At 42.6% G+C, this 20,836-nt stretch carries 19 protein-coding genes; 4 read left to right on the forward strand and 15 right to left on the reverse strand.

Features of this window, described 5'->3' with window-relative positions; genetic code table 11:
* Positions 1-135: 135 nt before the first annotated feature.
* The 3 genes from glgA to topA all read right to left on the reverse strand — a co-directional run bounded on the left by glgA (position 136) and on the right by topA (position 5,776).
* A complete protein-coding gene (gene glgA, locus P4S58_RS08810) occupies positions 136-1,602 on the reverse strand; it encodes a glycogen synthase GlgA (RefSeq protein WP_337163648.1) in 1,467 nt (488 codons plus the stop codon).
* Positions 1,592-2,809, reverse strand: a complete 1,218-nt coding sequence (gene glgC / locus P4S58_RS08815; protein WP_042481987.1) for a glucose-1-phosphate adenylyltransferase — start codon at positions 2,807-2,809, stop codon at positions 1,592-1,594. Before glgC ends, glgA begins: the two co-directional genes overlap by 11 nt.
* A 336-nt stretch (positions 2,810-3,145) precedes the next feature.
* On the reverse strand, positions 3,146-5,776 hold the full coding sequence (gene topA / locus P4S58_RS08820; RefSeq protein ID WP_102963514.1) for a type I DNA topoisomerase: 2,631 nt from the start codon (positions 5,774-5,776) through the stop codon (positions 3,146-3,148).
* A 417-nt stretch (positions 5,777-6,193) separates the two neighbouring features.
* On the opposite strand from topA, the gene P4S58_RS08825 reads away from it, so the two are divergent.
* Entirely contained in the window at positions 6,194-6,442 is a 249-nt protein-coding gene (locus tag P4S58_RS08825; RefSeq protein ID WP_102952986.1) for a DUF2498 family protein, read from the forward strand.
* Between the two features lie 34 nt (positions 6,443-6,476).
* Here the strand turns inward: P4S58_RS08825 and aroA are convergent, their stop codons facing one another.
* Together aroA and P4S58_RS08835 are read right to left on the reverse strand one after the other, a co-directional pair.
* Entirely contained in the window at positions 6,477-7,757 is a 1,281-nt protein-coding gene (gene aroA / locus P4S58_RS08830; RefSeq protein WP_337163651.1) for a 3-phosphoshikimate 1-carboxyvinyltransferase, read from the reverse strand.
* 135 nt (positions 7,758-7,892) lie between these two features.
* On the reverse strand, positions 7,893-8,348 hold the full coding sequence (locus P4S58_RS08835) for a glycine zipper 2TM domain-containing protein (RefSeq protein ID WP_042481980.1): 456 nt from the start codon (positions 8,346-8,348) through the stop codon (positions 7,893-7,895).
* 29 nt (positions 8,349-8,377) lie between these two features.
* Here P4S58_RS08835 and aat point away from each other — a divergent pair, with 29 nt between their 5' ends.
* The 3 genes from aat to infA all read left to right on the forward strand — a co-directional run bounded on the left by aat (position 8,378) and on the right by infA (position 10,119).
* Positions 8,378-9,109 (forward strand): leucyl/phenylalanyl-tRNA--protein transferase, encoded by a 732-nt coding sequence (gene aat, locus P4S58_RS08840; protein WP_337163653.1) that lies wholly within the window; start codon positions 8,378-8,380, stop codon positions 9,107-9,109.
* 9 nt (positions 9,110-9,118) lie between these two features.
* The gene (locus P4S58_RS08845; protein WP_042481976.1) at positions 9,119-9,820 is read left to right on the forward strand and encodes an arginyltransferase; all 702 of its coding nucleotides are present in this window, start codon (positions 9,119-9,121) and stop codon (positions 9,818-9,820) included.
* Between the two features lie 80 nt (positions 9,821-9,900).
* Entirely contained in the window at positions 9,901-10,119 is a 219-nt protein-coding gene (gene infA / locus P4S58_RS08850; RefSeq protein WP_001040192.1) for a translation initiation factor IF-1, read from the forward strand.
* Between the two features lie 226 nt (positions 10,120-10,345).
* Here infA and P4S58_RS08855 read toward each other — a convergent pair whose 3' ends face one another.
* The 10 genes from P4S58_RS08855 to clpA form a co-directional block, all read right to left on the reverse strand.
* Positions 10,346-11,194, reverse strand: a complete 849-nt coding sequence (locus P4S58_RS08855) for a hypothetical protein (RefSeq protein ID WP_337163654.1) — start codon at positions 11,192-11,194, stop codon at positions 10,346-10,348.
* Complete coding sequence (locus P4S58_RS08860; RefSeq protein ID WP_102952981.1) at positions 11,191-12,333, reverse strand: beta-ketoacyl synthase N-terminal-like domain-containing protein; 1,143 nt, start codon at positions 12,331-12,333, stop codon at positions 11,191-11,193. The genes P4S58_RS08855 and P4S58_RS08860 overlap by 4 nt, the downstream gene beginning before the upstream one ends.
* 4 nt (positions 12,334-12,337) lie before the next feature.
* Entirely contained in the window at positions 12,338-12,607 is a 270-nt protein-coding gene (locus P4S58_RS08865; RefSeq protein WP_102952980.1) for an acyl carrier protein, read from the reverse strand.
* The gene (locus P4S58_RS08870; protein ID WP_337163655.1) at positions 12,604-13,764 is read right to left on the reverse strand and encodes an ABC transporter permease; all 1,161 of its coding nucleotides are present in this window, start codon (positions 13,762-13,764) and stop codon (positions 12,604-12,606) included. Before P4S58_RS08870 ends, P4S58_RS08865 begins: the two co-directional genes overlap by 4 nt.
* On the reverse strand, positions 13,757-14,677 hold the full coding sequence (locus P4S58_RS08875) for an ABC transporter ATP-binding protein (RefSeq protein WP_269348895.1): 921 nt from the start codon (positions 14,675-14,677) through the stop codon (positions 13,757-13,759). Before P4S58_RS08875 ends, P4S58_RS08870 begins: the two co-directional genes overlap by 8 nt.
* On the reverse strand, positions 14,677-15,675 hold the full coding sequence (locus tag P4S58_RS08880) for a BtrH N-terminal domain-containing protein (protein WP_337163656.1): 999 nt from the start codon (positions 15,673-15,675) through the stop codon (positions 14,677-14,679). Before P4S58_RS08880 ends, P4S58_RS08875 begins: the two co-directional genes overlap by 1 nt.
* Complete coding sequence (locus P4S58_RS08885; protein ID WP_102967857.1) at positions 15,668-16,093, reverse strand: hypothetical protein; 426 nt, start codon at positions 16,091-16,093, stop codon at positions 15,668-15,670. The genes P4S58_RS08880 and P4S58_RS08885 overlap by 8 nt, the downstream gene beginning before the upstream one ends.
* Positions 16,093-17,286 (reverse strand): beta-ketoacyl-ACP synthase III, encoded by a 1,194-nt coding sequence (locus P4S58_RS08890; protein ID WP_337163657.1) that lies wholly within the window; start codon positions 17,284-17,286, stop codon positions 16,093-16,095. Before P4S58_RS08890 ends, P4S58_RS08885 begins: the two co-directional genes overlap by 1 nt.
* Positions 17,243-18,157 (reverse strand): hypothetical protein, encoded by a 915-nt coding sequence (locus P4S58_RS08895; RefSeq protein ID WP_102963505.1) that lies wholly within the window; start codon positions 18,155-18,157, stop codon positions 17,243-17,245. The genes P4S58_RS08890 and P4S58_RS08895 overlap by 44 nt, the downstream gene beginning before the upstream one ends.
* A gap of 401 nt (positions 18,158-18,558) precedes the next feature.
* Positions 18,559-20,826 (reverse strand): ATP-dependent Clp protease ATP-binding subunit ClpA, encoded by a 2,268-nt coding sequence (clpA, locus tag P4S58_RS08900; protein ID WP_042481962.1) that lies wholly within the window; start codon positions 20,824-20,826, stop codon positions 18,559-18,561.
* Positions 20,827-20,836 lie beyond the last annotated feature (10 nt).

A 20,836-nucleotide genomic window follows, 5' to 3' on the forward strand; every position in this document is an offset into this window, starting at 1 on the left:
TTTAAACCAAAGAAGATGGCACGAGGTTACCACAGACTGACCTTTCAAGGTGATTGGAGTTGTTAAAAAATGTCTTCCAAAGTCGACCAGATCAAAAACAGAGCGCTAAGGCTCTGTTTTTATTCAAGTGAACTTTTAGTCAAAAATTGCGTAGTGATACATTTTCACATATTCCAACGCGGATTCTCGCCAACTAAAGTCACATCTCATCGCTCGTTGCTGAACTTCTAACAGTAAATCTGGATGTTGCAGATAGAACAGCAGAGCTCGTTGCATGGTTATAAGCAGAGCCTCTGGTGACGGTTCTTGGAAACCAAACCCCGTCGCTTCGCTAGGGTATTTGTCATAGTCTAATACCGTGTCTTTGAGACCGCCGACTTCACGTACGATTGGCAGCGTGCCATACGCCATGCTGTAGATTTGGTTTAGACCACACGCTTCAAATTCAGAAGGCATTAAGAAGAAATCCGAACCTGCTTCAACAAGGTGTGCATATCGGTTGCTGTACGCCTCAACAAACGCAAATTGCGTAGGGTGAGCGCTCGCTATTTTGTGCAGCTGAGCAGCCACTTCTGGCTCCCCTGTACCCACAATGACCAACTGAACATCGTTGTGCAGAAACTTCTCCAAAATAGGAAGAATGTAGTGAAAACCTTTCTGGTGAGTAAGCCGACATACCATACCAAACATTGGGACATCACGCTGCGGTAGCTGCAACTCTTCTTGCAATACTTTCTTGCTGGCAAGCTTACCCTTCTTCAATGATTTCGCATCATCGGAGTAGACTTCAGGCAAGTAGGTATCGGTTCTTGGGTTCCACTCGCTATAGTCACAGCCGTTAACGATGCCATGTAAATCACGGGCACGGCGCACAAAGTCATCAACTAAACCATGAGAGCCAAGAGGAGTTAGAAGCTCTGACGCGTAATTCGGACTTACCGCGTTTACTTTGTCTGCAAATGCAATACCGGCTTTGAGCATACTGATATGATCGTGACCATATTCAAGAAATTCCATACCAGTGAGGTTGAGTTCTGGAATCACTTCCAGTTGATGATGAGAGAATACACCTTTAAACATCGCATTGTGGATGGTAATGACGCTTTTCACACCAGCGAAATACGGGTCATCTTTGAAGCGAGTCTTCAATAGAAAAGGCACTAGACCAGTATGCCAGTCATTGGCATGAATGATGTCTGGCTTGATTCCTAACTTAGGTAACACATCCAAACAAGCAGAAGAGAAAAAGCCAAAGCGCTCCCCGTTGTCGTGATAGGCTTGATTACGCTCTGCATACAGCTCAGGGCGGTCAAAGTAGGCATCGCAATCAATAAGATAAATTGGTACGCCTTCCAGTTCTGTTTGGCGAACCTGATAACGAATATGAGGCCAATGAGTGAGTTCTGTTTCGAGAATCACTGGCGATGAGTTTTTGTCTGGTACCGTGCGGTAGCCAGGTAAAACAATGGCGACTTCATGACCGAGTTCCAGCAAGGCTTTTGGCAGAGCCTTGGCTACATCAGCCAAGCCTCCACTTTTTACTAGTCCTTGAACTTCTGAAACGGTAAACCACACATTGAGTTGTTCCTTTCTAGAATCCAACTTTCGTTCCTTTTGCTATGACGACGATTCCGTCATCAGATACATGGAATCGTTGTCGGTCCAATTCTAAATTTTCACCAATGACAGTACCGGGGGCGATTTCAACATGCTTGTCGATGATGGCACGCTTAATTGAGCAACCCGCCCCTACTTTCACATCACCCAAGATAACAGATTCACTAATCAAAGAGCCAGCCGCAATATTGCTTCTAAATCCCAAAACTGATTTGTAAATGGTTGATCCTTGGATATAACTACCGCCAGAAATTAAACTGTCTGTGATTTTAACCTTACGCTCACCAGAATCAACAAAAGTTGCAGGTGGTAGCGGTGGATAGTAGGTGTGTAAAGGCCAACTACGGTTGTACAAAGAGAATGGCGGGTTCTTAGACAGAAGATCCATATGTGCCGACCAATACGATTCTATCGTACCTACATCACGCCAGTAGGTTGTTTCAATCTCTCCTTTGATTTTATTTTGAGAAAAGTCATACACATAGACACCACCATGGGGAAACATCTTCGGAATAATGTCTTTACCAAAGTCATGGCTTGACTCTGTATTCACGGCATCTTCTCTCAACTCATCACACAGTACCGTCGATTTAAAAATGTAGTTACCCATGGAGACCAAACACCAGTCTGGGTCTCCCGGAATTGGCTTAGGATTCTCAGGCTTCTCTTCGAAGCCAATCATCTGGCCTTCACTATCCACTTCTATTACGCCAAATTTCGAAGCTTCTGTTCTTGGCATTCGCAATGCTGCTACCGTCAGCTTTGCTTGTTTTTTAAGATGAAACTCCAACATTTGACGAATATCCATTTTGTAGACGTGGTCAGAGCCAAAAATACAAACATCTGCAGCGCCTGATTGTTCAACAAAGACAATATTCTGATAAATAGCATCGGCCGTACCTTCGTACCAACGTTTACCATCACGCATTTGTGCAGGAATAATGTCGATAAAACGATTAGTAATGCCAGAAACGTTCCAGCCTTTTTTCATGTGAATATAAAGGGATTGTGATTTGAATTGAGTTAGAACATAGATCCTCATTAAGTCTGCGTTAACAAAGTTATTTAGGGCAAAATCAATCAACCGGTAGCTGCCACCGAAAGGCACCGCGGGTTTTGAACGCGTTTCGGTTAATGGCATTAGACGAGATCCTTCGCCGCCAGCCAATATCATTCCTAGTACACCAAACATATATAACTCTCCATTTATTATATTGACGTCTACCTTGCGTTTTTAGTTGGGGGGGACAAGGTAGCGTTGCAGACTGTGCCATGCTTTTTCAAAGAACTGACAGGAAAAGCAACAAGTTACATATCTGCTCTTAAGTTTATAGCAGTAGAAAGTATGTAGAAGATGACATTCCCGTTCATTAGTTATGGGTAATATTCTAAAGTATGAGTTTCAGCACAAGTTCGATGATTCTAATTACACTAACCAGACAATAACCCGTTAGCGAAACGTGCAATTTCAAAAAAGAAAAAAGGGTAGCTATTCGCTACCCTTTTCTATTTAAATCCGAAGATTCATTTAGGATTTTTTACGCTTATCCGTAATGTCCCATTTGCCATCAATGTAAAGCGCGGTCCAGCCTGATGGCTTACCATCGTTCTCTGTACGCACATAGTGTTCTTTAGTCTTACGGCTAAAACGAACAACAGCAGGACGACCATCAGGATCTTTCTCTGGTGCAGTCGCCAAATAATGGAATTTCTCTGGAAGACGTTCCTTATATTTAGCCAGTTCTTCAACTAAAGGCGCGCGAGTTTCGCGAGATTTAGGGAAGTTACTTGCTGCAAAGAACAAACCAGCTGCGCCATCACGAAGCACAAAGTAGGCGTCAGAGTTTTCACATGGTAGTTCTGGGAAATGTACTGGTTCTTCTTTTGGTGGAGCAACTTCACCATTACGAAGAATCTTGCGAGTGTTTTTACACTCCTCGTTAGTACATCCCATGTACTTACCAAAACGGCCATTTTTAAGCACCATGTCTGAGCCACATTTATCACACTCAACAACAGGGCCATCGTAACCTTTAACCTTGAACTCACCTTGTTCGACAATGTAACCGTCACAGTTCGGGTTATTACCACAAACATGCAGCTTACGCTTATCATCAATCAGGTACGCATCCATTGCCGTTTCACAAATTGGGCAACGTTTCTTCGCACGAAGAGCCGCCGTTTCAACATCTTCTTCTAATACGTTGATAATGCCTTCTTCGTCACCAAGGTTGATCGTTGTCTTACAACGCTCCTTCGGCGGCAATGCATAGCCAGAACAACCTAGGAACACACCTGTTGAAGCTGTGCGGATTCCCATCGGGCGTGAACAGGTAGGGCAAAGAATACTGGTTTCAACGATATGATTTGGTTTCATACCGCCATGATCTTCATCTTGCTCTGCTTTTTCCAAATCCGTACTGAAATCGTTAAAGAAGCTATCTAGAACCTCTTTCCAGCTGGTTTCACCGACTGCGATTTGGTCCAGCTTCTCTTCCATACGCGCAGTGAAATCGTAGTTCATCAGGTCATCGAAACTTTCGTCTAGACGGTCAGTAACGATTTCGCCCATTTTTTCGGCATAGAAACGACGCTGGTCAACTTTTACATAACCACGGTCTTGAATGGTTGAGATAATTGAAGCGTAAGTCGACGGACGACCAATACCACGTTTTTCAAGTTCTTTAACCAAAGCCGCTTCCGTATAACGAGCTGGCGGTTTAGTAAATTGCTGTCTTGGATCCAGCTTCTCAAGCGAAAGCTTATCGCCTACTTTCACTGCTGGAAGAATTTGGTCTTCATTCTTACCTAGTGGGCGTTGAACACGAGTCCAACCATCAAACTTCAGAATACGGCCTTTCGCTTTCAAGGTGTATTCAGCAGCTTTAACGCTGACTGTTGTTGAATCGTATTTGGCGTCAGTCATCTGACAAGCCACAAACTGGTTCCAAATCAGTGCATACAGTTTGTGAGCGTCCGCTTCCATACCTTCAAGGTCGTCGGCTTTCACTTCTACACTAGAAGGGCGAATCGCTTCGTGCGCCTCTTGCGCGCCCTCTTTGCTGCCGTAAACTTTCGCTTTTGCAGGTAAGTAATCCGCACCAAACTCAGAACTGATGTATTCGCGAACCGCTTCCACCGCTTCTGAACTCAAATTGGTTGAGTCAGTACGCATGTAAGTGATGTAACCCGCCTCGTAGAGGCGCTGAGCTAACATCATGGTCTTCTTAACACCGTAGCCTAAGCGAGTACTTGCCGCTTGTTGCAGAGTCGATGTTATGAACGGAGCGCTTGCTTTACTGCTGGTTGGGCGGTCTTCACGTTTGCACACTTCATAAACGGCTTTTTGCAACGCAGCCACAGATGCCATGGCATCCGTTTCATTGGTAGGTCTGAAAGCTTCGCCATCTTTCTGCGCAACTTGAAGACGAAACGCTTCTTTAGCTGGCGTTGTTGTATCCGCGTGAATATCCCAAAACTCTTCAGGAACGAATGCTTTAATCGCACGTTCACGCTCTACCAGTAGTTTTACAGCAACAGACTGCACACGGCCCGCAGATAAGCCACGAGCGACTTTTTTCCACAACAGTGGAGAAACCATAAAGCCCACAACACGGTCCATAAAACGGCGTGCTTGCTGCGCGTTAACGCCATCCATGTTCAAGTCTCCAGGTTTTTGGAAGGCTTGTTGGATAGCATTCTTAGTAATTTCGTTAAACACTACACGTTTGTATCGCTCTTCATCGCCACCGATGATCTCACGAAGGTGCCAAGCGATAGCCTCTCCCTCGCGGTCCAAATCGGTTGCGAGATAGACGTGGTCAGCATCTTTCGCAAGTTTCTGTAGCTCTGCTACAACTTTTTCTTTACCTGGCAGAATTTGGTAATTCGCTTCCCAACCATGATAAGGGTCAATACCCATTTTTTTGATTAGGGCGCTGCGCTCTTTCTCTTTTTTAAGGCGAGCTTTTTCTTCTACGCTTAAATTTTTTGATACCGCAGCAGCTTTTTTGGCAGCTGTTGTTGCAGTGCTTTGACCTGCGGTTGGTAGATCGCGGACATGACCGACACTAGACTTAACAATGAAGTCTTTTCCAAGGTATTTATTAATTGTTTTCGCCTTGGCTGGTGATTCCACTATAACGAGTGATTTACCCATAATTTGACTCAAATGCCCTTAATCACTATGAAAACGCTCAATCAAACGGCGCTCTACAAGGTTGCTTCTTTTTTTACTATCGAGCCGAACAACAAGAAGATCAACTTGTTTTTTTAAAATCCTTTTTATTTGCTCGACAAATCGACGAATTGTGCTTCTACGTTCAAAAACCCGCACATACTAGAATGGCTGATTCCCAGACGCGACTATAAACGAATTAAATATGGAGCAAATCACAAAAGTAGCAATTGCACAAATCCTACCATTTCTGTTTTCGATCATGGAATTGAGCACAAGTAGCATTACACTGCCAGATAAATACTCAAACAGTGTGCTGAGTTGACAACCGCCTACCAAGGCAATTTAATTGCCAGTGTTAATTCAGTTTCAGATTTCGTTTTATGAGGTAACACATTAATGAATGATAAAAAAACCGTCAGTGAGTTTGAACTGCTACTAATTGCGAACCAATTAATTCAAGACCACGAGCAGTACTTCGAAGGTTTAAGAGCAGACAGTGTTGAAGAAAAAGACGACGTTCTGGTATTTAAAGGCAACTATTTTCTAAACGAAAATGGCTTACCAACCGAGAAGACTACAGTGGTATTTAACATGTTTAAATACCTAGCTCATCAGCTGTCGAAAGAGTTCAGTGTCGAAAAATAATAAAAGCCTCATTTGAGGCTTTTATTTCAACGGGTTAATGACTCAGATTTGCAAATTTCTCAAAATAATCTGGGAAAGTTTTTGATGTACATTTCGGGTCATTAATCGTCACTGGTGTATCACTTAAGGCAACTAGCGAGAAGCACATGGCCATACGATGGTCGTCATAAGTGTCAATCGCAGCGTGAGTTAGCTTAGCTGGAGGCGTGATAACGATGTAGTCCTCACCCTCTTCCACTTCTGCGCCCACTTTTCGCAATTCTGTCGCCATAGCGGAAAGACGGTCAGTCTCTTTCACGCGCCAGTTATACACGTTGCGAATTGCTGTAGTGCCTTTGGCAAAAAGAGCGGTTGTAGCAATGGTCATCGCCGCATCAGGAATATGGTTGAAATCAAGGTCAACTGCATTAAGTTCACCGCGACGCGAGATAACGTAATCCTCGCCCCACTCAATTTCTGCGCCCATTTTCTCAAGCGCATCAGCAAATTGAATATCCCCTTGAATACTGTTTTTCCCAATACCCGTCACTTTAATCTCACCACCTTTGATTGCTGCAGCAGCAAGGAAGTAAGACGCAGAAGAGGCATCGCCCTCCACCAAAAAGTTACCCGGTGATACATAGTTTTGACCAGCACGAACAACAAACTCTTGGTAATCATGGTTTTCAACCTGAACACCAAACTGTTCCATGATATGCAGGGTGATGTCGATGTAGGGTTTAGAAACCAATTCACCAATAATTTTGATCGTGATGTCGCCTTTAGCAAGCGGAGCTGACATCAAGAATGCGGTCAAAAACTGGCTTGAAATTGAACCATCAATTTCTACCGTTCCTGACGCTAAACCAGTGCCTTTAATACGTAGTGGCGGAAAGTTCTCATTTTCTAGATATTCAATATCCGCACCTGCTTGACGCAGGGCATCCACTAAGTGACCAATTGGGCGTTCCTTCATACGAGGTTCGCCAGTCAGTACATAGTCACCCGAGCCTAAACACAATGCTGCGGCAAGTGGGCGCATTGCTGTACCCGCATTACCCAAAAACAGTTCTTGAGCCTGATCTGCGGTAAACGGCTTACCTAGACCTTCAACTTCACACACTGTTTTATCGTCAGATAATTGATACTGAACACCGAGTTTGGTAAGTGCGTTCAACATATGGCGAATATCGTCACTGTCGAGCAAATTAGTAAGTCGCGTTGTCCCTTTGGCTAAAGCCGCCAACAACAAGGCGCGGTTTGATACACTTTTCGAACCTGGGAGATTCACTTCTCCACTGATTTTTTGAATGGGTTGTAACGTAAGGCTTTCCATTAATGCTGTGTTTCCTTGCACCGCTCTCATATCTCTTTTTATCTGGAGCGATGTAAAATTCTTCGTACTGGCAGACTAACTAAATTCAACCGTGAAAACTAGCCTAAATCTCTAGTCGTCGTGAATTTTTAGTCATCACATTTCTTTGTCCACACGAACGCCATCGTCAAAGTATAAAATTCGCACTTTATCTTTTTTGCTGAACAGCATTTGAGGGTCGACATCTTGGATAACATCAATCCATTTTCCGTCTTTCGTTTCTATCAAAAGTTCCACTAATCGATACTCAATGCTGTAAGTTCGATTCGCATTCTTATGCGCGATACTTCCTCCCGCAATAGCACCTACTGCCGTGGCAACTTCCCGCCCATGACCATCACCAAATTGATTGCCGATCACACCGCCAACCACAGCGCCCAACAAGGTTTCCCAGCCGTTTGCTTTCGACTGAACAATATCTTGTTGGGAAATGTAGCGAACGCTTTCTATCGTTCCAAATACGACTTCGTTTACGGGTCTTGCTTGGTTACGTTGATAACTGGCATTGGCAAACAACGGAAAAATCAATATGATCCATATCCATTTTTTCATTTTCTCTCCTAATCAAAGCTGGGGTTTCGATGACGATTTATCTTCCAGAGCTGGCTGCTAATGATTACGGCTTCCCTTCACCTTATGAAGCATTAGAAGATCCAAACGGTCTGCTGGCTTTTGGGGGAGATCTCAACCCAAATCGAATTTATAACGCCTATAAAAATGGTATTTTCCCTTGGTATGGTCCCGGTGAACCCATTTTATGGTGGAGCCCATCTCCGCGAGCAGTATTTGACCCTAAGACATTCAAACCAGCCAAAAGTGTGAAAAAATATCAGCGTAAACAACAATATTTGGTCAGCATCAACCATGCGACTAAACAAGTCATTGAAATGTGCGCTGCAACTCGATCGCCAGAACAGACTTGGATTCATGCAGAAATGCGCGAAGCCTATAGTGAGCTGGCGGATCTTGGCAAATGCCACTCCGTTGAAGTATGGCAGAAGGAACAGCTTGTCGGTGGTTTATACGGCATTCAGATGGGGCAGATTTTTTGCGGTGAATCCATGTTCAGCACGCAAACCAATGCTTCCAAAGTTGCGTTATGGTATTTCTGTCATCATTTTGCAAAGCATGGTGGGCAGCTCATTGACTGCCAAGTAATGAACCCACATCTCGCATCATTAGGTGCATTTGAATTACCACGTGACGAATTTATAAATTCGTTGCTATCTTTTAGAGATAAAGCAATAAAAGAAGCGTGTTTCAAACGCCAGTGGCTCAGTATTAGCATTACAGATGAATCTGAGTCTGTTTAGGAGTAAAGCGTGAGTTCTGATATACACCAAATTAGAATTGGCCTGACAAACAATCACCCATGCAGTTATCTCAAAGACCGCATGGAGCGTGTTGCTGTCGCACTTGATAGCAGTATGCAGTCTGACGAAAATTATGAAATTCTTCTCGCGAATGGTTTTCGCCGAAGTGGCGATACGATTTACAAACCCCACTGCGATACATGTAGCGCCTGCCATGCTTTGCGTGTTTCTGTTCCTAGTTTCACCCCTTCAAAAAGTCAGAAGCGTTTAATCAACAAAATGAAGCCGCATCTGACTTGGGAACTTAAACCCAAGTTAGATGAGAACTGGTTCTCTCTCTACTCTAAATACATTAAGGCTCGTCATCGCGATGGCACCATGTATCCACCGCAGAAAGATGAATTTGATAAATTTGCTAATTCCCAATGGCTGAACACCCAGTTTCTTCATATTTATGAAGATAATCAGCTCATCGCGGTTGCAGTAACCGATATTCTGCCTAATAGTGCGAGCGCGTTTTATACCTTTTTTGACCCAGAATCCTCACTATCTATTGGAACTCTGGCTATTTTGATTCAGTTGGAATATTGCAAAAACAGCCGTAAACAGTGGCTTTATTTAGGTTATCAAATCGACGATTGCCCCGCTATGAACTATAAAGTGCGCTTCCAACGCCATCAAAGGCTAGTAAATCAGCGTTGGCAAGGGTAGAATACGCCCCAACTTAACTTGTTTAACAATCATCGGCACGATAGGTCGTTGATTTGCGCCACATTTCTAAAGAGGATTAAATGGCTAAAGAAGACGTAATTGAGATGCAAGGTACTGTCCTTGATACTCTTCCAAACACAATGTTCCGTGTTGAGCTTGAAAACGGTCACGTAGTAACGGCTCACATCTCTGGTAAAATGCGTAAAAACTACATTCGTATTCTAACGGGTGACAAAGTTACTGTTGAGATGACTCCATACGACCTATCAAAAGGCCGCATCGTCTTCCGTGCTCGTTAATCTCTGATTTTCGAATACAACAAAAAGCGGAGCTTAGGGCTCCGTTTTTTGTTACGGTTCTAATGAATACAACGCATCTTGAAATGTAAGGGACAATTTAGCTTTCTTTTGGGGATCACCCTCTACCAATAGAAAACACAGAGGGAGCTATTTAATTGTTGAAATGCTTGATGTGTTAAATCCAGAATGGGAAGCACAAGCTCCCCGTCATTTCACTACCGAACCTTTAGACTGAAACTTCCGTTTTTATCTTCGTGACACAATACTTCCCATCTAAGAAGTTGATAAGCTGCAGTATACCTACCCTAGTTTCAACAAATTGGTTTATCGTATAAAGCATATTCGTTTCATAGAAGTCACAAGCTACATCGAACAGTTCAAGATATTCACACGCCATTACTTTCGCTCGCGATACCTCATCCATTCTGTCACTCATCGCAACATAGCTGGGTTCTACTATCGAATCTAAATATCTTGTGAAGCCATCGTAATCCATCATCTCTGATACATGTACAACTTGAGCTAATGCATTGTTTTCCTCTTGGCTCAGTAGTAGCCAGTTAGAACCTTCCCCAATTATCACGTCATCATTGAGATCTATGTAGCTATGAGGAGAACTGGTCTCGCTCGGCAGCTCATCGATTCCACCAAGCAAGATCTGGGATTCTCGGTTCAGACGTAATTTAGCGTCTGAAAGTCGCAATGCGTTTTCAACCACAAAACCTTGGTGTGATAAATTCAAATTCGTGCTGTCTAAACCCAGATATTTGCTGATGTAAAAACCAGCGGTGTTGCTTAATGAGTTAATAAAATCCACTGGCTTAGGGGGTGTTTTTTCAATATATCGCTGCTCGCATGAACGGCAAAATACAGACAAATCACCCTGACCAGAAACCAGATAAAGAGCGGTGTTCGTGGATACACCTTTTATACCCGATACGCCCAATATTCCTAGTTGAATAAAGCGGTCCGTTCTACGGATATAACTCGGAGCAACTTGTTTGCATTCCTGCTTAATATCAACCGAAAGATCTCGGTGAACATAAAATGAAGAGACTTGCTGGATATACATCATGCTTCCTGCTTTTCAATCAAAAAAACATTGTTATTGCCGCCAAAACCAAAGCAATTGATCAAAAAGACACCTTGTTTACATGAAATAGGCTCTTGAGTAGGAGACCAGTTCATTTCAGGGTCCACCGTTGAAAAATTAGGCGTTTGTGGAATGAAACCATGGTCAATGGCATTCATCATCAACACTAATTCGCTCGTTCCACAACTCCCTAACGTATGGCCTATATAAGGCTTCAGAGAGAAAAACGGAGGGGCTACCTTAAACACTGACCTCATACCATTAATTTCGGCTAAATCGCTCAAATAACTCGCTGTGCCGTGCGCCTTAATGGCACGAATATCCTGACATGATACACCCGCATTATCCAAAGCTTGTTGAATCACTTTCGCCACACCAGATCCATCAGGATTAACACCTGTGACACTGTGAGTTTCACAACGGGCATCTCCGCCAAGAAAGTGCCAAGGAGATGCCTTGATATCGCTACGACTCATGAGAATCACACTTAATGATTCTCCTAGTATCAAACCATCTCTGGTCATATCAAACGGCTTACAACTTTCAGTCGCCAAAAGTTGCATAGAGACAAACCCCTCCACAGAGTGGTCAGCAAAAGTTTCAATCCCGACCACTAATGCGTAATCGAGTATCTGACTTTCAAGCATAGTGGCGGCGTCTAAAATTGCATTTGAACTTGAAGTACAGGCTGTATTGTATGTGAGGCTAAAATCATTTAATCCAAAATGCGCACTTAGTCGTTCAGCATATCTCCCGTTCCCAACTCTCTGCTTTGCAATGGATAGTGTTTCTTGTTGCTTGATGCTTTCACCAAGGGGAACAGACAAAGATAGATCATTAGAAGCACAGCCGACGAACAAACCACATCGCGAGCGCTGACTAGGCTCAATTGCGCACTGCTCGAAAATCGAATCGATTAATGCTGTTAAATATGGAACAGGGTCGAACAACGCATCGAACTTTCCTTCATTCCGTATCGCATAGTAAGGAATCGTTCGTTTTTGGTCGAATACCTGAATGGCTTTACTCTGAACGAAAAACTCACCATTCTGTAACGCTTCTACTTGCTGATGTTTGTCGCCCAAAGCACTAAGAACTTCTCCCGCTAAAATAGTGATCATGAAACTATTCCGGTTGCAGATGATCGGCAAGATGATTCACCGTGGTGACCACACGGCGGAACTCTTTCGGGTCCACTAAACGCAAGTTAAAGTGTCGTTGAAGCAGCATAGAGATCTGTAATCCGTCAACGGAGTCAAACTCAAGTTCACTCTCTGGAGAAAATAGCATCACGTCATCAGACAGTTCATTCGCGTCAATGTCATCACGATCGCACTCTTCAAGAATCATTGTCTTTAGTTTTAATTTGAATTCATTATCCAAAGAGCCTCTCATGCTTCTTTCCTTTTTTTAAATGTAAATATAACAGCCGCAAGGCTAAGAGATATCAAGCCAAACAGACTCAAAGCGATAGCTTCTGGAATGATGTCTCGCACTCCACCACTACGCAAAAAAATATCTAAGAAGCCCTCAAGCCCCCATGACATCGGAGAGATGTTGCTCAATGTTTGCATCGATTCTGGCATCACAACCTTTGGCACCATAACTCCGCCGATAGCACCTAAGAGAATATTAATTATTCCGCCTATGGTTGTTGCTTGCTCCACACTGTCTACCGAAGTCGCAATTAAAATAGACAGACCAATAGCAGAGATACTTAACGCTATAGAGACCAATATCAATCCAAAAACAGAACCGGAAATCGTCAAAGGTGCCGCTCCGAAATAAGGAACGACGAACATACCGACCCCAATCATTAGCCATACCTGAACTTGGTTTATCAACATATAGGGAATGATTTTCCCAGCAAACAAATTAAGAATGCTAACATTCATCGTCAAAAGCCGTCTTAATGTGTTCTGCTTTTTCTCATTGATAAAGATGGTGGACATCGGAATGATGACAAAAAATAAACCGAAGACTATCCAAGAGGGCACACTTTGCTGCGTTGACGTTGGTTTTTCATTTTGTGCAAACTTAGCATAATTCACTTCAATAAATTCTTCGTCGAAAGACTTAACGTCTCGCCCGCCACGCGAACCAAACTGCTTTTGAATAGCTGAACTCATAGTGTCTAACTGATGTTTCATCACAATCAGTGACATCTGACTTTTAAAAATGCTTAACAGTGATGGAGAAGTATCAGCGGCAACCGTCAACTTAATATCTGATAAATCGCTTTCAAAGCCTTCAGGTATATCAACTATAAACAGAACCCCTTCATCTTCAGGGGAGCGGTACGTCTCTTCACTGTAATCCCGTTGTGAGAAAGATGGAGTCTCTGCCAATTCCTCTACTAATGTTTGACTGGCATGAGTCTGGTCTCTATCTATCACGATATAACTCATCAGAGATTTATCGTCATTCATGACATCTTTTAAGGCGATAGACATAATCAGGATAAACACTGCCGGCATAATAAACAGTGCCGCTAACGCATGTTTATCGCGACCTATTAGTAAAAACTCTTTCGTAAGCATCGCCTTAAACATCGTTGCGATCCTTAGACGTTAGCTGAATAAACATCGATTCTAAGGTTGTTGTTCCATAGCGGATATTTTTGACTTTACGTTGATTTGCTTCCAGTGAGTTAAGAACCTGAGTAATCACTGAAGCCTCTATGGTATTGAGCAGCAGGGTTTCGTTATTGATCACTTGCACCATCTGTTGCGCCTCAAAAAGACCATCGATAGATTGATTCTGAGGATAGAGTTCAACAACTACCTGTTGCGCCTCATGATTGTTAACCATCTCATCAATGGTTCCCTGCTTGATTATTTTCCCTGCGTTAATAATCGCAACTTCATCGCAGATCTTCTCAATTTCAGGCATGTAATGAGAGGTATAGACAATCGTTTTATTGTCATTGGCGTAGGCTTTAATACTGTCCAAAATCTCATTACGTGACTCAGGATCGATACCAACCGTCGGTTCGTCGAAAAACAGAATGTCAGGGTTATTCAACAGGCCAATTGCAATATTCAGTCGACGCTTTTGTCCGCCGGACAAAGTTGATGCCTTTCGTGTCAGCATTGAAGATAAGCGGTTTGTTTCGATGGCATATTCAAAATTTTGATGAAAACGTTCACCTTTAATCCCTTGAATACCAGCGAAAAATTTCAAATTCTCTTTCACAGACAAGTGTTCATAAAACGCGAGACTTTGGGGTATCAACGAACAACGTTCACGGATTTCCTTAAGGTTTTTCGCCAAAGGCATCCCAAAGAAACTCACGCTACCCGCGTCATAAGTTAATAAGCCATTCAATATAGACATGAGTGTGGTTTTCCCTGCCCCATTCGGCCCAAGTAAACCAAAGATAGAGTTGGAAGGAATAACTAATGATAAATTGTCTAACGCTTTAACTTCATTGTATGACTTGGTTAGTGCCTCGATTTGGATCATTAAAAGGCTCTCAGAAGTGATTGATAAAGCTTTTGTTCTTGGCCTGCAATGGATTCTAGTTTGGATGCAATCACAGAATAATCAATTGCTTGCTTATTTCTCGGACGAATCACTTTAGCAATCAGTAACGCAAACTCTCGCCATTCATCACCTATTGCCGTCATATCTTTTGATGCCTTTTCCAAAGCTTGATTATGAATAAGTGCGGCAGATTCTTGCAGAAATGACGCGTATATATATCGGAACCCTGCACCTCCCGTACCAATTTCTTCCTGCATACGAATGATATGACCTAAAAACAATTTGGCGTAATGCTCGTCTTTGTTCTCTAGCGCTCGGATATGTTTCGCCAGAAAATACATGCCCTTAAGTCCCGCAATAGGTACTGGTGTTTTCAACATGGATTTGGCGGTTTTCTTGATACTTTTTCTGATGATCTCAGGGTAATCAACCGATGAAGGTACATAAGTTGGATAATAGAGTGCACCTTTAGGTGCCATAACGCCCTTAACAAAGCGGGCTTTTTGCAATGCCGTTTCATCAGAGGAAACCAGATGTTCGAACACCGGATCGCTAATGGTATAGGTATTGTCTTCTTTACCAACAACAACAAGGTTATGAGCATTAAAATGAAAACGCATTTCCTCAGGAAAATATGGAAGCCAAAACACAGAGGTTTGCGCACCTACAATTTTTCCGTCAGCCAATAACGAATCGAGCCTTTTCGTACCTTGTTCTGGTTTGGAAAATGTCTCTACTTTCATTTTCACCCCTAATGCCCTTTGCACACCTTTTATGATTGATTTAGGCATAGAGCGATAGGCTATCAAAGGCATTCCGCTTAGCTTAACAAACGGAAGATAAGCAAAAGTAAGTGCACTGGATAGACCAAACACCATTGGCTCAGATAAAGGCAGACCATGATGGGCCAGTAACGATGACATGACTCCACTTTCGCAGTGCGCATAGTGTTTGTGAGAAAACTCATTACTACTCATGATCGTTTTCCTCAACATTGAGCTCTGGCAAGGTGGACAACTGTTCAACGCTGATCCCCAACGCCTCACTGTATGCATTCAACTTTTTAATTGGAAGCTTGGCAAAAACTGTAGGTTTCATATGACGTTTAACCCGCCATTGGAACCACCCTACTGACTGAGCCAAAACCATAAGATCCATACGTCGAGCATACATATGGTAATACAAAGGAGATTTCTCTCCGCTTTCAACCAGTTTATAAGCTGCTATCGCCTGACGCTCAAATTCATTGAGCGCTTGCTTAGTCACCAACTCTTCAGCTTCCCAACCCGACGATGCCACGACACCGTATTCACCAGACTCACTGGTGGCATACAAAGCTTTAGCGTTATTAGCGTAAGTAGAAGACTGATCTTGAGGTACCTTATTCGCTTCCATTACACCACCTTAAGCTGCATAAAGGCGGTAGAAAAACGCCCGCTTTCTGGTACGTAACACAACAATGTGTCACCTACTTTTAACTGTTTTGAATGGAAGAGCTCTTCCAAAATGATATAGATAGACGCAGATCCCGTATTCCCTTTGGTCGATAAGTTAGTAAACCATCGCTCTTGTGGGATATCGCAATTAGCCTCTAACATGCCTTGATACAATCGATCGCGGAAATATCCAGAAGAGTAATGAGGTAGGAAGTAAGTGATCTCATGAGGATTCACTTTACCACTGGTAACAAGATCTCTTAGCGGACGTGTCACTGTATATTCCACTATATTTTCGTTTAATTGTTTTACGTCCTGTTTTACGGAAAAGATCGATTTGTCTAGCCACGACTGAGTAGAGTATTCTCTCCACCCTTTTAAACATCCATTTTCTAGTTTTTCAGCCCCCGCATACATACAAGCATCCAGCTCGTTTGCATAGGACTTCTGCTCAATCCATTCTATTTCGAGCGAAATACCATGGTCATTTTTTTTGTTGCTAAGAAGAGCAGCACCGGCGCCATCGCTTAACATCCAACGTAAAAAGTCTTTTTCAAATGCGATTTCAGGCTGACGTTCGAGCTCTTCTACCTTACTTGATACTTCTGCTTCAAATTGGCCCGCTCTCATCATAGCGGATGCATTTTCGGAACCAGTAACAACTGCATTGCTGCTTTGACCACTTAATATGGACATATAGCCATACTTAAGAGACATGGTTCCTGCTAAGCAGATTCCCGCCAACGCGACCACTTCACAGCTAGGGATTTTAAGTTCACCATGCACCATTAACCCATGGTTGGGCAGCAACTGGTCTGCGATAGTTGTACCACAAGCAAGAAGCTCTATTTCTTTGATATCAAAAAAATCTGAGTTAAGCCGTTTAATTGCTTCAGCAGTGAGTTGTGCATTCGTATGTGTTGTACTGCCTGTCTCTGGATCAATCGCATAATATCGCTGCTTAATTTGATTGGAGCGTAGTATAAGATTTTTAGCTCTTGATGGACGATCGCCAACTTGTCCTAAAACACTTTCTATCTGCTTGTTGCTTACCGCCTCATTCGGCAAAAAAGCTTGGACATCGTTTATATATACTTTTTTATTCATTTTATCGTCCGGAGGGTTTTTCATAGTATTTAATGCTTTTTTCAATCGAGTCTTTCATCAATGGTGAAATAAGCTTCTTAGCAAGTAAATTAATTGGAACCAGAGTGAGAATCATTGCAACTAAAAACAACACATAGACAGTAATGATCACTTTACGAGATAAAGCGCCCGGCTTTCCCGATAATTGAATTAGCTTTCCCCAAATCATAAACGAACGAGTCGCTATTTTTTCGGAACTAATTAACTTACCGTTAACTTTAACGGCATCCAAATTAGTCAAGAGGGGTTTCTTCTCTTTTTCCAAATCCTGCTCTAATGCCATAGCTAAGCGTTCACCAAACCGAGCACTTTCTTTAATATCTTGTTCGCTCACTCCAGCCGCAGGAAATATCCAAAAAGGATCTTTTTTACCTGTTAACAACCAACGAGGCGTAGTGATAAATGAGTAAATAGTGCCACTTTGATCGGTTAAAACCGCATTATCAATCAAATGTCCACCACACTCAGTTATTAGAGCTTTCATTTTCTCTTGAGCCATAACCCACATATCACGACAAGCAATAAGAGTAACAACTGGTTTATCTTTTAATAGCTGTTTAGCTTGCTCTGTTTTTAAAAAACCCGTAATTGGAATAGCAGGAGCCAAAAACCAAACTGTATACGCGATAATAACTAAATCATACTCATCAGCTAAATTTGAAGCGGATTTTAACTCACAACCATTCATATAAATTGCTTCTGGAAATGCGTCAAAAAAAGGGTAAAAAGACCATGGATATGGATAAGGTTTAACTGGCTCCAAAATGTGATAGTCAACATGTATATCATCACTTTGGCAAAGAGATTTCGTCGATGATTCAACAAACTTTGAAAGCTGGCCACTTTGAGAGTAAGAAACAACTAGAACTTTTTTCATATAAAGGCTTAGATTGATAACTAGCAGTAGAATTAAATAGATAATCTATATGTGTATATTGATGCAAGATTACCATTAATTCATGAAATGTGAATATTTTATCCAAAACTAAAGTTTTAGATACGGTATTCACAAACATAAAACCAAAGCTCTCTTTTTAGATTTACTTCACAAAATTCAGCTTATTTTTTAATACTCGAAAACTTATAAGTTGTTATTCGGGAATCGCTTGCGATGAAGAATATACATATGAATCTCTTAAGCAAGGGCTTAATATTCTCATAAAACAGAAATAGCGTATTCGTTGCAAGATCAAAAATACCCGTCAGATTTCTCAATCTGACGGGTATTACATCTTAAAGATTCGCCTTTTTGGCTACTAGCTACACGCAGTTAAGGTCTCAATGCAGCACTTCCTCTTTAGCACCTAAGTATTCAAAGACAAGATGATCATCTTTCAGAGCCACCTTCACAGTTCCGCCATCAACCAATGCGCCAAATAGCAACTCATTAGCCAGTGGTTTCTTCAACTGATCTTGAATGACACGTCCCATTGGGCGTGCACCCATTTCACGGTCATAACCTTTCACAGCTAACCAATGACGAGCATCTTCTGAAACTTCAAGAGATACACCACGAGCATCCAATTGTACTTGTAGCTCGACGATGAACTTATCAACCACTTGGTGAATTACACTTTCATCCAAACTGTTAAACCAAATAGTATGGTCTAAACGGTTACGGAATTCTGGTGTGAACACTTTCTTGATTTCTGACATCGCATCATGGCTATGATCTTGCTGAATCAAACCAATGGATTTCTTCACTGTTTCAGCCACGCCAGCGTTGGTTGTCATCACTAAGATGATGTTACGGAAATCCGCTTTGCGACCGTTGTTGTCTGTTAGCGTGCCGTTATCCATCACTTGCAATAGCAAGTTAAAGATATCAGGGTGCGCTTTTTCAATTTCGTCTAGAAGAACAACCGCATGTGGGTTCTTAATCACGGCATCAGTTAACAAACCACCTTGGTCATAACCAACATAACCTGGAGGAGCACCGATCAAACGGCTCACAGAGTGTCGCTCACCGTATTCAGACATGTCGAATCGGAGTAGTTCAATACCCAACAGTTTAGACAGTTGAACGGTGACTTCTGTTTTACCTACGCCCGTTGGACCAGCAAACAAGAATGAACCGACAGGACGATTATCCGCGCCTAAACCAGCACGAGTCAGCTTGATGGATTCGGTTAACACATCAATCGCATTATCTTGACCGAACACCAGCATCTTCATTTTCTTATCCAGATTTTTCAGGATATCTTTGTCCGACGAAGAGACGGATTTCTCTGGGATACGAGCCATTTTTGCAACCATGGACTCAATCTCAGCCACACCGACTGTTTTCTTACGGCGACTCGCTGGCATTAGGCGAACACGCGCACCAGCTTCATCAATAACATCAATAGCTTTGTCCGGTAAGTGACGCTCATTGATGTACTTCGCAGACAATTCAACCGCAGCACGAAGTGCCTTGTTGGTGTAACGCACGTCGTGGTGAGCTTCGTATTTTGGCTTCAAACCCATCAAAATTTTGGTGGTGTCATCCAACGAAGGTTCTACAACGTCAATTTTTTGGAATCGGCGTGAAAGCGCGCGCTCTTTCTCAAAAATGTTGCTGTACTCTTGATAGGTGGTTGAACCAATACAACGCAACTTACCGCTACTTAGTAGAGGTTTAATTAAGTTCGCTGCATCAACCTGACCACCAGACGCAGCACCGGCACCAATGATGGTATGAATTTCATCGATGAAAAGAATCGCGTCTTTCTCTTTCTCAAGTTGTTTAAGAATAGTTTTAAAACGTTTCTCAAAGTCACCACGGTATTTTGTACCCGCAAGTAGTGAACCAATATCCAGAGAGTAAATAACGCTGTCTTGGATCACTTCCGGTACTTGTCCTTCAACGATTCTCCAAGCCAAACCTTCCGCTATAGCGGTTTTACCTACGCCTGCTTCACCCACCAATAATGGGTTGTTTTTACGTCGACGACATAGCACTTGAATCGTACGTTCAAGTTCTTTATCACGACCAATCAGAGGATCTATCTGACCTTGACCAGCTAACTGGTTTAAGTTCGTTGCAAAGCTTTCTAGTCTTTCATCGGCTGAAGAATCGTCTGAACTCTCCGTACCAAACGAATCGGAAGATGGGTCTTCACTTGAACTCGATGCTTTAGTAATTCCGTGGGAAATATAGTTAACGATATCCAAACGACTAATATCGTTCTTCTTCAATAGATAGGCTGCGTGAGATTCCTGCTCACTAAAAATAGCAACCAGCACGTTAGCACCCGTGACTTCACTGCGACCAGATGATTGAACATGGAACACAGCACGTTGTAATACACGTTGAAAGCTGAGCGTTGGCTGAGTCTCACGTGTTTCGTCGTTATCTGGGATGAGAGGGGTTGTCTGGTCAATAAATACGTCAAGCTCTCGACGTAAAACGTCAACATCTGCCTGACAGGCCAATAATGCTTCCTTCGCTGCATCGTTTTCTAACAATGCAAGTAGGAGGTGCTCGACGGTCATGAATTCATGTCTTTTGTCTCGCGCTCGAGCGAACGCGCCGTTTAGACTAGACTCTAGTTCTTTGTTAAGCATAAGGCCTCCT

Source organism: Vibrio sp. Hal054 (assembly GCF_037162405.1).
In the GTDB taxonomy this organism is placed as follows: domain Bacteria; phylum Pseudomonadota; class Gammaproteobacteria; order Enterobacterales; family Vibrionaceae; genus Vibrio; species Vibrio diazotrophicus.